Annotated in this window: 13 protein-coding genes; 9 read left to right on the top strand and 4 right to left on the bottom strand. The window is 38.5% G+C overall.

Annotation, left to right across the window (positions count from 1 at the left end; all coding sequences use genetic code 11):
• Positions 1–16: 16 nt before the first annotated feature.
• From WG906_RS08540 to WG906_RS08525, 4 genes are read left to right on the top strand one after another with little or no spacing between them, the layout of a single operon-like run.
• The gene (locus WG906_RS08540; RefSeq protein ID WP_339992152.1) at positions 17–1,378 is read left to right on the top strand and encodes a 3-keto-disaccharide hydrolase; all 1,362 of its coding nucleotides are present in this window, start codon (positions 17–19) and stop codon (positions 1,376–1,378) included.
• 13 nt (positions 1,379–1,391) lie between these two features.
• Positions 1,392–2,750: a Gfo/Idh/MocA family protein gene (locus WG906_RS08535; protein WP_339992151.1), complete on the top strand. Its 1,359-nt coding sequence runs from the start codon at positions 1,392–1,394 to the stop codon at positions 2,748–2,750.
• Positions 2,751–2,764: 14 nt separating this feature from the next.
• Positions 2,765–3,790 carry an FAD:protein FMN transferase gene (locus tag WG906_RS08530; protein WP_339992150.1) on the top strand — a complete coding sequence of 342 codons (1,026 nt, stop codon included), beginning with the start codon at positions 2,765–2,767 and terminating at the stop codon, positions 3,788–3,790.
• Positions 3,791–3,796: 6 nt separating this feature from the next.
• Positions 3,797–5,005: a Gfo/Idh/MocA family protein gene (locus tag WG906_RS08525; RefSeq protein WP_339992149.1), complete on the top strand. Its 1,209-nt coding sequence runs from the start codon at positions 3,797–3,799 to the stop codon at positions 5,003–5,005.
• Positions 5,006–5,112: 107 nt separating this feature from the next.
• Here WG906_RS08525 and WG906_RS08520 read toward each other — a convergent pair whose 3' ends face one another.
• The 4 genes from WG906_RS08520 to WG906_RS08505 are packed head-to-tail and all read right to left on the bottom strand — an operon-like array spanning position 5,113 to position 8,639.
• Positions 5,113–6,171, bottom strand: coding sequence for a hypothetical protein (locus tag WG906_RS08520; protein WP_339992148.1), 1,059 nt, complete (start codon positions 6,169–6,171; stop codon positions 5,113–5,115).
• Between the two features lie 55 nt (positions 6,172–6,226).
• On the bottom strand, positions 6,227–7,114 hold the full coding sequence (locus WG906_RS08515) for a class I SAM-dependent methyltransferase (protein WP_339992147.1): 888 nt from the start codon (positions 7,112–7,114) through the stop codon (positions 6,227–6,229).
• A gap of 41 nt (positions 7,115–7,155) precedes the next feature.
• On the bottom strand, positions 7,156–7,908 hold the full coding sequence (locus tag WG906_RS08510; protein ID WP_339992146.1) for an ABC transporter ATP-binding protein: 753 nt from the start codon (positions 7,906–7,908) through the stop codon (positions 7,156–7,158).
• On the bottom strand, positions 7,905–8,639 hold the full coding sequence (locus WG906_RS08505) for an MlaE family ABC transporter permease (protein WP_339992145.1): 735 nt from the start codon (positions 8,637–8,639) through the stop codon (positions 7,905–7,907). The genes WG906_RS08510 and WG906_RS08505 overlap by 4 nt, the downstream gene beginning before the upstream one ends.
• 58 nt (positions 8,640–8,697) lie before the next feature.
• Between WG906_RS08505 and WG906_RS08500 the strand changes: the two genes are divergently transcribed.
• The 5 genes from WG906_RS08500 to WG906_RS08480 all read left to right on the top strand — a co-directional run bounded on the left by WG906_RS08500 (position 8,698) and on the right by WG906_RS08480 (position 14,646).
• Positions 8,698–9,399 carry an SDR family oxidoreductase gene (locus WG906_RS08500; RefSeq protein ID WP_339992144.1) on the top strand — a complete coding sequence of 234 codons (702 nt, stop codon included), beginning with the start codon at positions 8,698–8,700 and terminating at the stop codon, positions 9,397–9,399.
• A gap of 10 nt (positions 9,400–9,409) precedes the next feature.
• Entirely contained in the window at positions 9,410–9,964 is a 555-nt protein-coding gene (locus tag WG906_RS08495) for a PspC domain-containing protein (RefSeq protein ID WP_339992143.1), read from the top strand.
• 4 nt (positions 9,965–9,968) lie between these two features.
• Complete coding sequence (locus WG906_RS08490; RefSeq protein ID WP_339992142.1) at positions 9,969–10,895, top strand: toast rack family protein; 927 nt, start codon at positions 9,969–9,971, stop codon at positions 10,893–10,895.
• Between the two features lie 350 nt (positions 10,896–11,245).
• Positions 11,246–12,601 carry an MBL fold metallo-hydrolase gene (locus WG906_RS08485; RefSeq protein ID WP_339992141.1) on the top strand — a complete coding sequence of 452 codons (1,356 nt, stop codon included), beginning with the start codon at positions 11,246–11,248 and terminating at the stop codon, positions 12,599–12,601.
• A 191-nt stretch (positions 12,602–12,792) separates the two neighbouring features.
• A complete protein-coding gene (locus WG906_RS08480) occupies positions 12,793–14,646 on the top strand; it encodes a PAS domain S-box protein (RefSeq protein ID WP_339992140.1) in 1,854 nt (617 codons plus the stop codon).
• Positions 14,647–14,783 lie beyond the last annotated feature (137 nt).

The raw sequence follows: 14,783 nt of genomic DNA, 5'->3' as shown, positions 1-14,783 counted from the left end.
ATAACCAATTCAAAAAATGAAACTAAATTCTCTTTTACTATTTTTTTGCGTGATTAATATTTTTACTGTACAGGCCCAGTCTTCAAAAGATTCCTGGGAGAATCTCTTTAACGGACGGAATTTAAGCGGATGGAGACAACTTAATGGAAAAGCCAGGTATGAAGTGTCAAATGGTGAAATAGTTGGTACAACGGTGAGTAAAGAGCCGAATTCATTCCTGGTTACAGAAAAAAATTATGGGGATTTTATTTTGGAACTTGAACTCCTGGTGGATACCAGCATGAATTCCGGAATTCAGATCAGAAGCCTGAGCTCTGCAGATTATCAAAATGGAAGAGTTCACGGATACCAGGTCGAAATAGATCCTGCAGAAAGGGCCTGGAGTGGTGGTATTTATGACGAGGCCAGAAGAGGCTGGTTGTACCCTCTGGAGCTAAATCCTGAAGGAAAAAAAGCATTTAAAAATAATACCTGGAATAAGTACAGAATAGAATGTATCGGTAGCACAATTAGAACCTGGGTGAATGGTATTCCAACGGCGCATTTAATAGACGACAAAACCAAAGAGGGTTTTATAGCTCTTCAGGTTCACTCTATTGATAAAAACAAGGCTCCCGGAACCCAGGTCCGCTGGCGGAACATTCGTATTAAAACCACAAACTTAAAGCCTTCTCCCCATGATAATATTTTTGTAGTAAATCTTTTGAAAAATAATGTATCTGCTCAGGAAAAAGCAAGTGGTTTCAAATTATTATGGGATGGTAAAACAACTGAAGGCTGGAGGGGCGCTTACAAAAAAGAGTTTCCTAAGGTAGGATGGGAAATTAAGGATGGTATTCTATCTGTACTAAAATCAGATGGATCTGAATCGACCAATGGGGGAGATATTGTGACCACTAAAGAGTATAAAGCCTTCGAATTAAAATTCGATTTTAAATTATCTGAAGGAGCGAATAGTGGCGTTAAATATTTTGTTACCGAATCTGAATTAAATAAGGGGTCTGCGATTGGTCTTGAATATCAGATCCTGGATGATGAAAAGCATCCTGATGCTAAATTAGGGCGAAACGGTAATCGCACGCTTGCTTCTTTATATGATTTAATGCCCTCAAATAAAATTTCTGCATCTATTAAAAAAATTGGAGAATGGAATCAGGGGGTTATCAGGGTCTCTCCGAATAATACTGTAGAATATTTTTTAAACGGATATAAGGTATTGGAATATAAGAGGGGATCTAAAGAATTTTCTGACCTGGTAGCAATAAGTAAATATAAAGATTGGGTGAACTTTGGAATGGCTGAGAAAGGCCGCATTCTGTTGCAGGATCACGGAGATGCTGTGTCTTTCAGAAGTATTAAATTAAGAGAACTGAATTAATTTTTAGAACCAGATGGAAAATTCAAGAAGAAAGTTTATAAAACAATCCGCAATTGCATCAGCCGGAATTTATTTAGGCACAATGGGTTTCAGTGCAAAAAGTTATGGGAGGATTATCGGAGCTAACGATCGTGTGAGAGTTGGGGTAGTGGGGTTTTCAGATCGATTTCGTTCTTCCCTGTTTCCTTCATTTTTAAACCATAATAAAGAACTGAATTTTGATATTGTAGCGGTTTCTGACCTATGGAAACTGAGAAGAGATGAAGGTGAAACATTTTTAAAAGAAAAAACCGGTAATAAAATAAAGGCCTTTCGTAACAATGATGAACTGTACCAGATGAAAGATCTGGATGCCGTAATCATCAGTACTGCGGACTTTCAGCATGCTTTACATACTATTGAAGCTGTTCAGGCTAATTGTGATGCCTATGTAGAAAAACCCTTTGCCGAAACAATGGAAGATAACAGAGCTGCATTAAAGGCTGTGAAATCTTCCAGCCGGATTGTGCAGATAGGTTCTCAGCGCAGAAGCGGATCGAATTACAAGGCGGCAGAAAATTTCATCAAGGGAGGCAAATTTGGTGATATTACAATGGTGGAGCTTACCTGGAACGTTAACCAGCCAGGAAGATGGAGACGGCCTGAATTAGTTGCAAAATGCAAAGAGGAAGATACAGACTGGAAACGGTTCCTGCTGAATCGTCCTTATGAAGAATGGGATGCGAAAAAATATTTGGAATATCGTTTGTACTGGCCTTATTCATCAGGTATGCCTGGCCAGTGGATGTCGCATCAAATAGATACTGTTCATTGGTTTACAAACCTGAAACATCCGAGAAGTGTCGTATCTAACGGTGGGATTTATCAATGGAAAGATGGCCGTAGAAACTGGGATACAACCACAGCAGTTTTCGACTATGGGAAAGAAGATGATCCTTCAAATGGCTTTCAGGTTACTTTTAGTTCGAGAATGCACAATGGCGACGAAAGTCCGGCAGAGATTTACTATTCAAATGGCGGCGAATTAAATTTAATAACAAACAAAGTATCACCGAAAGGAGGGTTAAGTGAAAAGCATGCAAGCGCTATGAGCCTGAAAGCTAATCTGTTGCCTGTAGTAAATTTGTCTGAAAACGCAGTTAAAGTTGTAGCTTCAGCCAACACCGGCGCGGATATTCTGACTTCTAATCATATGCGTAATTGGATGGAGTGTGTTCGGAGCAGAAAGCAGCCTAATGCACCTGTTGAAGCAGGGTACTATCATTCTATTGCCAATATCATGACAAATGCAGCCGGCCGAACCGGGGAGAAAGCTTTTTTTGATTCTAAAAATCAGGAAGTTATGGTAGGGGGTAAAATATTTAAGTATTAGGATGTTTTTGACAGATGAAAGTTGGCAGGGTTGAATTTAGAAATTATCTGATGCTGTTGACTTTGTTAGTTATCATTTCATTAACTTCATTTATAGCATATCAGCCATTTAACCGTTATCAATTGTCGGGTTTTGCTCAAGGCACAACCTGGCAATTAAATTATTATGCCCGCGATAGTATTATCTCAAAAGCCAGTATAGATAGTATTCTGAACGTTATTGATAATTCCATGTCACTTTATAAACCCAATTCCTTAATCAATCAGTTTAACCAGTCTCCAAAAGGTATCAGAATTGACCCGCATTTTAAAAAAGTGATAGAGAGATCTTTGGCCATTTATAAAGAGACTAATGGCGTATTTGATGTCACGGTGAAGCCATTGGTTCAGGCTTGGGGATTTGGAGTTAATGATGCTACAAAAAATCCGACACAATCACAGATTCAGAAAGCTTTAGCTTGTCTGGGTTCCCAAAATTTAAAATTAAATAACGATAGCCTGATTAAATTAAAGAGTTGCGTAGAGGTCGACTTAAATGGTATTGCCCAAGGATATACTGTAGATGTATTGTCGCAATTTTTAGAAGAGAAAGGAATACAAAATTATTTAGTTGAATTAGGGGGAGAAATACGGGTGAATGGAATAAAAAACGACGGGAGCCGGTTTAAAATAGGAATTGAATCTCCTGAAGATAAGGTAAGTGTTTCCCTGCAAAAAGTAATAACCGTTAGCCAGGGTGCAATTACTACTTCGGGTAATTATAGAAAATTTAAGATGCAGGGGAATAGGAGGTTGAGTCATCTTATTAATCCCAAAACAGGGGATCCTATAAATAATGAAATGATAAGTGTTACCGTTTGGGCAAAAGATGGGATTACTTCAGATGGATTCGACAACGTTTTTATGAGTTGGGGAGTAAAAAAGTCTTTACACTATTTAAAAAACAGGAAAGATATGGCAGCTTACTTTATCTACCTTAAAAGAGACAATAGTATTGCTGATACCTCATCGATGGGATTTCCAAATTTTGTTAATAATTAGGGCTAAATGGAAAGAAGGATTTTTATAAAAAATGCGGGCGTTTTCGCTTCATCACTCGTGTTATCTAATGAATTATTGTTCGCTAATGACCTAATAGCTGAGCCGAAGATAAGGATTGGTATAATTGGCTGTGGAGATAGAGGTGTGGGTATCATGAATGTAATGAGAGAATTGCCACAGTTTGAAATAGCCGCAATTTGTGACCTTTTGGACTTCAGATTGCAAAATGCCAGAAATGCTGATGTCTCAAAGGATTTTAAGTCATATAAAGACTATCGTACCGTTCTGGACGATAAAACTATTGATGCCGTAATAATCGCTACCCCATTGAACATGCACTATGAAATAGCTCAGAATGCTTTAAAAGCTGAGAAACATGTTTATTTGGAAAAAACCATGACATACAATACCAATCAGGCTATTGAGCTTATTAAAACCAAGTCACAATATCCTTTAAAAGTTTTGCAGGTTGGTCATCAATACCGTTCATCGCCATTGTATTATAAGGTTAAGGAAATGATTGAAAAAGGCTATTTGGGTAAAATTACTCAGATAGATTGTCGTTGGGACAGAAATGCCAGTTGGCGGAGGCCACTTCCCGATCCTTCTTTAGAAAGACAGGTAAACTGGCGAATGTATAAAGAGTATTCCGGGGGATTAGCAGCAGAATTACTCTCACACCAAATCGACTTTATAAATTGGGCATTTAATACTCAGCCCGATCAAATTTACGCAACAGGCGGAATCGATTATTACAAAGATGGCCGGGAAACCTTCGATAACATACAAGCTACTCTAAGGTATCAGAAGGCGGGTATGATTGGCAATTTTGGCGCAACCTGTTCAAATAAAAGAGATGGTTATTTGTTTAAGATTAAAGGATCGAAAGGAACAGTTTCTTTATTAATGAATCAGGGGATGTTTTATCCGGAAGGGAATAATCAGAAATCAGACATTGTTGATGGCGTAACGGGTGCAACAAAAATTACCTGGGACAAAGACGGAGGTACCCCTATATTGCCCGAAGCTACAAAAGATGGAACCTGGTATGCACTTAAAGAATTTTATACATCTATACTAACCCAAAAGCTTCCCGACTCTAATATTTATACCGGAACAAAAACCGCAATCGCAGTAGACCTGATTAACAAATCCGCATATAGTAATACCATTCAAAACTGGCTTCCTGAATATAACCGGTTTGATAGAAAGTAAATCCGGCGCTGGTGCTATTCCCCAGAACTCACGCAAAATCAGATATAAAAAAGAAGCGCCCCTATATATTATAACAGGAGCGCTTCTTTTTTATGGATTGAATAATATTACTGATACTGAATATATATAGGCTGTGGTTTTAGCTTCATCAGTTCCTCAGGTGTCATTAATCTGTGAGGAGCCTTTTTCAAATCATTGTAATAGAAAATTTTGTATCCTGTGAACTGAACCGGTTCCTTTCGGATATGGTTGCGATATGTGCCGTGTTTTAGTTCAGGCTCGCCCCATCCGTCCATGTGCATTACAATTTGTACTTCCGGGCGGAGTTTGATGTTCTGGTAATTGGTCACCATTCCCTGTGTAAATCGGTGAACTACAAATACTTTAGGGGGAAGATTATTCTCGCGCACTATCTTAGCCAGGTAGTCTGAGACAAAGTTTAATTCCTCGGCATCATATGTCCCTATCTTCTTTCCGGGAACAACCCCTTTTTTTCTCATTGCGAACTCAGGATCGATTCCTAAGTGCACGTGAGGCATCTTCAGATATTTATCAAATCTGCCAATTTCTTTCTGGATAGTACTTAATCCTACCTGGATATCAAGAAACAAAATAGCATTCTCCATTTTCGCAATGGCTAATGCCGAGTCAATTTGTTTTTCAGGCATCCTGTTCACATAGGCTCCGTCTTTTCCTGGCAAGCCGGCTGCAACTGTAGCAATGTAGTGAATGCCTTTTTGTACCGGAGTTTTCGGGTCTACTTTTTCCCACCTTTTAACTTCTGCATTTAATCGTCTCCACATTTCTTTAGGGGCATATTCTCCCAGCGCACCCATTTTTTTCGAATGCATATTCCCGTAATACACAACAATCCTCTTGAAAGGAAGAATTGCACCAGGCAGGGGATAAGGTTGGTTTTTCACCGGCCATAATCCCGTGGTATCGCCATTGCTATTCTCACGTACTTTTTGATTATACAAAGCCGTGTCAATGGTGCCGTTGTTATTTGAGGTAGTAACATCAGCTTCTTTTTCTTTTGTAATTACAGTGGTGTCCTTACCTTTTGCCTCAGCATTATTGCCGGTATTTACATTTTGTGTGCAGCTGAACAATGTGCCCAGTATAGCAACTCCCAAAACAGCTTTGTACATGTTATTTATTGTCATTAAAATTGATTTACAGTGTAGAATTGATTTGTTTTAAATTTTTATACGCAATTTCCTAAATTGCTATTTTTCTTACTTTTCCAAATACTCCCAAAGGTAATTTATTGCCTGCTTTCGCCTGCAAATATAACTCACCGATTTCAAGGTTATTGCAGGATTTTAAACTTCCTTTTAAAAGGTTTTCAACAATGACAGATGAGAAGCCCAAAGAGTAACTGTTCAAGATCAGGAAGTGCTCTTCTTCATCCAGAAGTAAACTCACTTCCTGCATCATTTCTAAAATATGATCTTCTAATTTCCACTTTTCCCCGTTGGGCCCATGTCCATAAGATGGTGGATCGAGAATAATACCATTGTATTTTTTTCCGCGTTTGATTTCGCGTTTTACGAATTTCAATGCATCTTCTACCACCCAGCGAATATCTTTAACATTTGACAGTTCCTGATTTTCATTGGCCCAGGTTACAACTTGTTTAATCGAATCAACATGCGTGGTATCTGCGCCGGCTGCCTTGGCTATTATCGAAGCACCTCCGGTGTAAGCAAAAAGGTTAAGAACTTTTGGCTCGGGTGTTTTAAATTTACTGATGGTTTCCGAAATATAATCCCAGTTCACTGCCTGCTCAGGGAAAACTCCCACATGTTTAAACGAGGTCAGACCCAGGCGCAGTTTAATTGATACCTGATCATTTTTATAATTTATATGCCAACGATCTGGTGTTTTTGGATTCTTTTTCACCCATTCTCCAGAAGTTGCAGAGCGCCCTTTAAAATTAATGTCGTGAAGCTTTTGCCACTCGGAGGCTGGCAATTGTTTGGCCCAGACCGCCTGAGGTTCGGGTCTGATCAGCGTGACATCGCCGAATCTTTCGAGTTTTTCAAAATCACCGCAGTCAATCAGTTCGTAATCTTTCCAATGCTGTGGTGTAAGTAATTGAATCATTTAAAAATATAGTTGTAAAGCCCTATCAGGGGGCAGGAGTTTTATAGTTTTTCTTTTGCAGCCTGAGTGAATTTGCTCGCAAACACAAAGTCGTTTAGGTTTTTATTGTCGGTATGTGCAATTTCTTTATTGGTACCTTCCCATTCTTTTTGCCCCTCATAAAGGAAAATGATACTTTCTCCGATTCCCATAACTGAGTTCATGTCATGTGTTACAACTACTGTGGTTATCTGATATTCTTCTGTGATTTCGTTTATCAAATCATCTATAACGATAGAAGTTTTAGGGTCCAGTCCCGAGTTGGGTTCGTCAACAAAAAGATATTTTGGCTGCATGGAAATTGCACGGGCAATTCCAACACGTTTTTTCATTCCTCCGGAGAGTTCGGCAGGATATAGTTTATTTGTTCCTTCAAGGTTAACCCTGTCAAGACAAAAATTTACACGTTTTAATTTTTCCTTCCGGCGGTCGTCGGTAAACATGTTCAATGGAAACATAATGTTTTCTTCCACTGTCATCGAATCAAACAATGCGGAACTCTGAAACAGCATTCCAATTTCTTTTCGTATGTCTATCCGTTCTTTGAAATTTAACTTTGTAAAATCACGGCCATCGTATATAACAGAGCCCTGGTCTGGTTCGTGCAAACCAACCATACATTTCATAAGCGTTGTTTTTCCGGATCCTGATCCACCGATAATCAAATTGTTATCACCAGCTTCAAACTTGGCTGAGATCCCCTTTAAAACGTAATTTTCTCCAAAAGTTTTATGGATATTTTTAATCTCTATCATAATAATAATTGAGCCACAAGGTAATCGGTAAATAAAATAGCGATACAGCTTACCACTACAGCTCTGGTACTGGAGATACCTACCTCTAATGCGCCTCCGGAAGTATAAAATCCCTGGTAAGCAGCAACTGAAGTGATAATAAATGCGAAAAGTACAGATTTTACCATGCAAACAGTTACAGTGAAGGGAACAAAACCTTCTGACAGACCTGTTATAAAATCGTTAGGAGATACTGCTCCCGAGATCGTTCCTGCCAGGTAGCCTCCAAAAATACTCAGTGCAATTGAAATGATCACCAGAAGGGGAATGGTAATTACAGCGCCTATAATCTTGGGCATAATAAGATACCCGGGTGAATTGATTCCCATAATTTCCAAGGCATCAATTTGTTCGGTGACCCGCATTGTTCCTATTTGAGAAGAAATACTTGAGCCTACTTTACCCGCCAGAACAATAGCTGAAATAGTGGGGCTGAGCTCAAGAATTGTAGAATCACGGACAATGGAACCGATAATGGATTTTGGGATAAGATCACTGACTAACTGAAAGGCTGTTTGAACTGTAGTTACCATTCCAAGAAAAATGGATATTATTGCAATAATGCCTACAGAGCCAACGCCTATAGAAGTCATTTCATGAAAAATTTCTTTACGGTAGATGTTCCATTTTTCAGGTTTTCTGAAAACTGCTTTTAATAATAAAATATATCTACCAAGGGGTTGGAAAACCATTCTTATTTTTAGGGCTAAATTAAGGCTTTTGACTTAATACTTTTAAATTTAATTCAGTATGAACGCAGTTATTACAGGTGCAACGAAAGGAATGGGAAAAGCCATTGCCATAAAATTGGCTGAAGCGGGATATAATCTCGCACTTTGTTCAAGAAATCAGTCTGAAATCGATTCTTTTTGCCAGGAGCTAATGTCACAACATCCCTCTATCCGGGCGGTTGGAATAAGCACCAATTGTGCTGACCCACTGCAAGTCACTGCGTTTGCAAACTTTGTTCTACAACAGTTTCAGCAGGTGGATGTTTTGATAAATAATGTTGGAATATTTCATCCCGGCTCTGTACTGGATGAGGAGGAATCTAATTTAACCACTCAATTACAAGTTAATTTACACACGGCTTATACTTTATGCAGAGTGTTTGGAAGAAAAATGCGCGACAATAAGTCGGGTTACATTATAAATATATGCTCCATTGCAGCGATACACCCCGTAGCAGCAGCTGGTTCGTATACTGTAACAAAGCTTGCATTGCTGGGTCTAACAAAAGTGTTAAGGTTAGAACTTATGAAACATAAAGTAAAAGTAACCGCTATTCTCCCGGGTTCTACCCTGACCAGTTCATGGGACGGTACCGATTTGCCCAAAGAGCTTTTTATAGCCTCTGAGGATGTCGCAAATGCTGTTTTATATTGCCTGAACACTAGTGCCGGCTCTAATCCGGAGGAAATAATTATTAGGCCCTTGACAGGGCAAGTTTAATACTAAGATCATGGAGAAAAAACTAGAACGAAATCAGCAAAGCCAGATGATTGCCGGGGTTGCGTCAGGACTGGCAGATTATCTGCTGATTGATGTTACTCTGATTAGAGTAATATTTATTGTATTGGCGGTGTTCGGCTTTTCCGGAGTCCTTCTTTATATTATCCTTTGGATTGTTGTGCCTGAAAGATCATTTTTACAGAACTTTCCTGATTTTAACCCCGACTATAAAGTTCAGGATAATCCGGATATGTACAGACAATCGTTTCAGCCTGTTCTTCCGGGTGCTAAACCCAAAAGTGATTCGGGAAGGATTGTAGCCGGCTTGATTTTGATTTCACTGGGAGCCTGGTTTTTATTGGCCGAACTTGATATAATTCCCGATTGGTTTTCAATATTTAAATTATGGCCTGTAATATTAATAGCTTTAGGCCTTGCGATCATATTTAAATCTGGTAAAAAAATGCCTCCTGACCTGACTGTCAGCAAGCCTCCGGTGATCAGTCCGGAGGTGAAGCCGGCAGATGAAGATATTATTAAAAAGGATGACCAAACTTTATTATAATTAGATGAGAACTGAAAAAATTATTTGGGGGATTATCCTGGTATTTATCGGAGGTGTTTTATTGCTTCAAAATTTTGGAGTAATAGATTTTTATTGGCAGGTAATCTTTAAGTTTTGGCCTGTCGCATTGATTCTGATAGGTGCCAACCTCCTTTTTTCGAGAGATAACTCGCGGACCGGAGCAATTATATCGGTGTTGTTAACCTTGATAGTACTTGGTTTTATTACTTACAAAGGACTTACCTCAGATGATAACGATTCGCGGTGGACGTTTAATAAAGATGGAACAGACTCTCATGATGAATCAGTTACGAACACATTTATCGAAGAATATAATGACAGTATTGGGAAAGCTGTTTTAAATATAAAAGGCGGGGCAACCAGGTATATCTTGAAAGATACGACAAGCAATCTTTTTGAAGCTGATGTTAAAAAGAATTTTGGCAATTATTCATTGTTCAGAACCATTGATGATAGTGCCCATGTACTGAATTTTAAAATGAATGGCAAGTCTAACTGGCATTCAAAAGATAATGATGGCAATAAGGCAACAATTAAATTAAATTCAAATCCTGTATGGGATATTAATTTAGAAATGGGAGCGGGCCTGGCTAACCTTGATTTGTCGCCTTTTAAAATTAATAGTTTATCCATAAAGGGAGGAGCCGCATCATTTAAGATTAAACTTGCCGAGCCTGTTAAAACCACTACGGTATCAGTTGAGACAGGAGTTTCTGAAATCGAAGTATTTGTTCCGAGAACTGCTGCCTGTAAAATAACTACGGAATCAGGATTGTCTTCTAATGACTTTAACGGTTTCACCAAACAAGCAGATGGATCCTACATTACAAATAACTATGACGATTCCCTTAAAACTATTATATTAAACCTTAGGGGAGGCTTGTCAAAGTTTGAGGTTAAGCGATACTAAACACAGTCTGTCTTTTTAGAGCAGAGGTTTTCAGATTAATCAGGAATCAGGACAGAGTTCAAATTCTTTAGTTAATAAAGGGACCTCTGTCACCATTTAAATTCTCCTCTTCTAAACACTTTGTATTAAGTTATGGAAGTGGCAGGATATAATGCATCAGCTTAATTGGAATCTCTCTGGGGGCTTATAGCTCGGGGAAGGTAATATTTTACGGTACCAGTCATGTTTTGCGCGCCACTCCCTTGGTGCTAATTAATATTTAAGATGCAAAAAGTTAATAGGTTATCACCAAACTGGATAATATTTTTATCTTCAATATTGCATAGAATGAAATTTAGGAGATCTTAGTTATGAAAATCCAGCAGTTTGAAGATAAAAACCTCTCTCATTATAGCTATGCAATCTTAAGCGAGAGTAAAAAACAAATGGTTTTAATCGATCCTTCAAGGAATCCTGATCAATACTATAAATTTGCAGATGAAAACGATGCACTGATTATAGGGGTAATTGAAACCCATCCTCATGCAGATTTTGTGAGCAGCCATCTGGAAATTCATCAGCAAACTGGAGCGAAAATTTATGGCAGTAGATTTACCAAAGCAGGTTTTCCCCATGTTGTATTCGATGAAGGTGATTGTATTGAGTTTGAAAGAATAAAGTTGAATGCTATAAATACTCCGGGTCATTCACCAGATAGCATTTCGGTGGTTTTAGAATATGATGGTAAAAACAAAGTGGTATTCACAGGAGATACCCTTTTTGTCGGTGATTGCGGACGTCCTGATCTGAGGGAATCTGGCGGAGCGAAGGAAGCATTGCGGGAAGAACTTGCAAAAAAAATGTATTCTTCGCTAAGAGATAAATTAATGAAGCTGGGTGATGATGTTTTGGTTTATCCTGCACACGGTGCCGGAACACTCTGCGGAAAAGCACTTAGCGAGGCGAGCAGAAGTACAATCGGGGCCGAAAAAATGGGTAACTGGTCTTTGCAGAAAATGTCACAGGAAGAGTTTGTCAAGGAATTGCTCTCAGATCTGCCCTTTATTCCAGCCTATTTTTCATTTAATGTAGAACTAAATAAAAAAGGCGCTCCCGCATTCTCTGTAAGTGTGTCGAATGTGCATATAGCTGATCCTGTAACAGATGAAAATTCTGCAGGCAGATTACAGAAGGACCTTTGGGTCGTAGATGTCAGAGATGATAAAGAGTTTAAAAAAGGGCATTTATTTCATTCTGTTAATATAATGGAAGGAAATAAATTCGAAACCTGGTTAGGAAGTATTATTAAACCTCATGAAGAGTTCTACCTAACAGCTAGCACTGCAGAACAATTACAGAGAATGATAGAACGAACAGCTGCTATCGGGTACGAACAACAGATCCGGGAAGCATTTATCATTGATTATGTTCAGCAAAAAAATGAATTGTTTAATAAAGGCGAGTTTAAAGCACACCAGAACAATTATACTATTGTTGACGTCAGAAACTCCTCTGAAGTAAATGAGCATAAAATTTTTTCCTCCAGCATAAATATACCTCTCGCTGAATTAAGAAACCGGATTGAAGAAATCCCTACGAATAAACCGATTGTTGTACATTGTGCCGGTGGTTATAGAAGTGCAGCCGCTAGTTCTATCATTTCGTCAGAACTAAATGTAAGGAGCGATGTTTATGATATAGGGGAAGCAATTAAAGAATTTCAATAATTGTATTGCATTACCTGAAGAATGAAGGCTTTACGCCCTGAAAAAATGATTTATATTCATGGCGTTTTTTATATTTACAACTCTCTCAAAATTAAGTTTTTTAAACTTATTTCCCGGATCTTACTTTTTGGCAATGATCTCTGGCACCTTTAGTAAGAATCAAAAATCAATAATGGGACTAAAATAAAAGAATGGCAACTCAGAATGTTGAATTTGTATTAAGTCAGGTAGAAAAGCAGGCCTTACTTGCAGCCATTGTAAATAGTTCTGATGACGCTATTATCAGTAAAACTCTGAAAGGTATAATCACCAGCTGGAATAGAGCTGCAGAAGTGATGTTTGGTTACACTGGTGAGGAGGTTATTGGGAAACACATATCCATCTTAATCCCGCCTTCCCGCATTAAGGAAGAAGGAATTATTATTGGCAATGTTGTTAAAGGAAGGAGAGTAGACCATTTTGAAACTATCCGACTTGCTAAAGATGGTCGGGAGATACCTGTTTCTCTGACTGTCTCACCCATTGTTGACAGCGACGGAACGGTCATAGGAGCATCTAAAATAGCGCGTGATATCCGCGACAAGAAAGCTGCAGATGAAAAGCAGGCTATTTTGGCTGCTATTGTAGATAGCTCTGATGATGCTATTATCAGTAAAACCTTGAAGGGAATTATCACCAGCTGGAATAAGGCTGCAGAAGTAATGTTTGGCTACACCGGTGAAGAGATTATTGGTAAGCACATAACAGTTTTAATACCGCCATCCCGCATTAAGGAAGAAGAAATTATTATTGGCAATGTTGTTAAAGGAAACAGGGTAGACCATTTTGAAACTATTCGCCTCGCTAAAGATGGCCGGGAAATACAGATCTCTCTGACGGTTTCACCTATTATCGACAGCCAGGGGGTGGTCATAGGAGCATCCAAAATAGCCCGTGATATCAGCGATAAGAAAATTGCAGACGAAAAGCAGGCTATCCTTGCCGCTATTGTGGATAGTTCTTCGGATGCAATTGTCAGTAAAACGCTTAATGGGATTATAACAAGTTGGAATAGATCTGCTACAAGGTTATTCGGTTACACACAAGACGAAATAATCGGTAAGCACATATCTCTCTTGATTCCTCCATCCAGATTTCATGAAGAGGATATCATCATAGGTAATATTTCCCTAGGCAAGAAAATAGATCACTTTGATACAATCCGTATTAGTAAAGATGGCAGGGAAATTCCTGTTTCACTTTCTGTCTCTCCGGTTCTGGATAAAAACGGAAATATCATAGGTGCTTCCAAAATAGCCCGCGATATTAGCGAAAAGATTAAAGACCTCGAAATCAGAGAACAGCTATTCACTGAAATTAAAGAGTTAAATCAAAAGAAGGATGTGTTTATTGGTTTAGCAAGTCACGAATTAAAAACACCTTTAACAAGCATTAATGGCTATCTTCAAATTATCGGCCGATTAAATGAAGGAGCTAAGAGTCAACAGTTTATTGATAAAACCTTACAGCAAGTAAGTAAACTAAGCAATTTAGTGTCGGACATGTTGGACGTTTCAAAAATTGAGGCGAATCAGCTCAGGTTTTCCAATGAGAATTTTGATATACTAAAAGTAGTTGATAATGCCATAGAGATTTTTGATCACACAAATAATAGTCATGAAATAATACTTCATTCTACCTGCGATAATTTAACGGTTGTTGGTGACCCTAACAGGATGGAGCAGGCAATTGTTAACTTATTAACCAACGCAATTAAATATTCTTCAAATTCAACTAAAGTAGATGTTTTTTTAAGCTGTACCGAAAACGAAATTAAGATCGGTGTTAAAGATTATGGCTGCGGAATAGCTCCTGATAAGCTGGAAAAAATTTTTTCCAGGTTTTATCGCATCGAAGATGTAAATCCGCATATATCGGGATTAGGAATTGGACTTTATATCACTAAACAAATCATTGACCGGCATAATGGAAAAGTTTGGGCAGAAAGTAAAGAAGGCGAAGGGAGTACGTTTTGGTTCACCTTACCTCTGGTGGTGCCGGAATAATGAGTTTGCTGATAGTGCCGGATAAATAGTTTCTGAATAATTTCTTTCTCAGGATAAGAATCATGCCCTTAAGATCTCAATGGCGTTCCACCTCTGTTATTTCCTGCAGGGTAAAATAACTTCCCTGGAAAATCCCT

It is taken from the genome of Pedobacter superstes (assembly GCF_037622515.1).
GTDB lineage: Bacteria > Bacteroidota > Bacteroidia > Sphingobacteriales > Sphingobacteriaceae > Paradesertivirga > Paradesertivirga superstes.
Note: the sequence above shows the minus strand (reverse complement) of the source record. Positions and strands in the feature narration are given on the sequence as shown.

Coding starts and splice junctions, on each gene's coding strand:
- WG906_RS08540 (WP_339992152.1), top strand. CDS start 17: ATGAAACTAAATTCTCTTTTACTATTTTTTTGCGTGATTAATATTTTT.
- WG906_RS08535 (WP_339992151.1), top strand. CDS start 1,392: ATGGAAAATTCAAGAAGAAAGTTTATAAAACAATCCGCAATTGCATCA.
- WG906_RS08530 (WP_339992150.1), top strand. CDS start 2,765: ATGAAAGTTGGCAGGGTTGAATTTAGAAATTATCTGATGCTGTTGACT.
- WG906_RS08525 (WP_339992149.1), top strand. CDS start 3,797: ATGGAAAGAAGGATTTTTATAAAAAATGCGGGCGTTTTCGCTTCATCA.
- WG906_RS08520 (WP_339992148.1), bottom strand. CDS start 6,171: ATGACAATAAATAACATGTACAAAGCTGTTTTGGGAGTTGCTATACTG.
- WG906_RS08515 (WP_339992147.1), bottom strand. CDS start 7,114: ATGATTCAATTACTTACACCACAGCATTGGAAAGATTACGAACTGATT.
- WG906_RS08510 (WP_339992146.1), bottom strand. CDS start 7,908: ATGATAGAGATTAAAAATATCCATAAAACTTTTGGAGAAAATTACGTT.
- WG906_RS08505 (WP_339992145.1), bottom strand. CDS start 8,639: ATGGTTTTCCAACCCCTTGGTAGATATATTTTATTATTAAAAGCAGTT.
- WG906_RS08500 (WP_339992144.1), top strand. CDS start 8,698: ATGAACGCAGTTATTACAGGTGCAACGAAAGGAATGGGAAAAGCCATT.
- WG906_RS08495 (WP_339992143.1), top strand. CDS start 9,410: ATGGAGAAAAAACTAGAACGAAATCAGCAAAGCCAGATGATTGCCGGG.
- WG906_RS08490 (WP_339992142.1), top strand. CDS start 9,969: ATGAGAACTGAAAAAATTATTTGGGGGATTATCCTGGTATTTATCGGA.
- WG906_RS08485 (WP_339992141.1), top strand. CDS start 11,246: ATGAAAATCCAGCAGTTTGAAGATAAAAACCTCTCTCATTATAGCTAT.
- WG906_RS08480 (WP_339992140.1), top strand. CDS start 12,793: ATGGCAACTCAGAATGTTGAATTTGTATTAAGTCAGGTAGAAAAGCAG.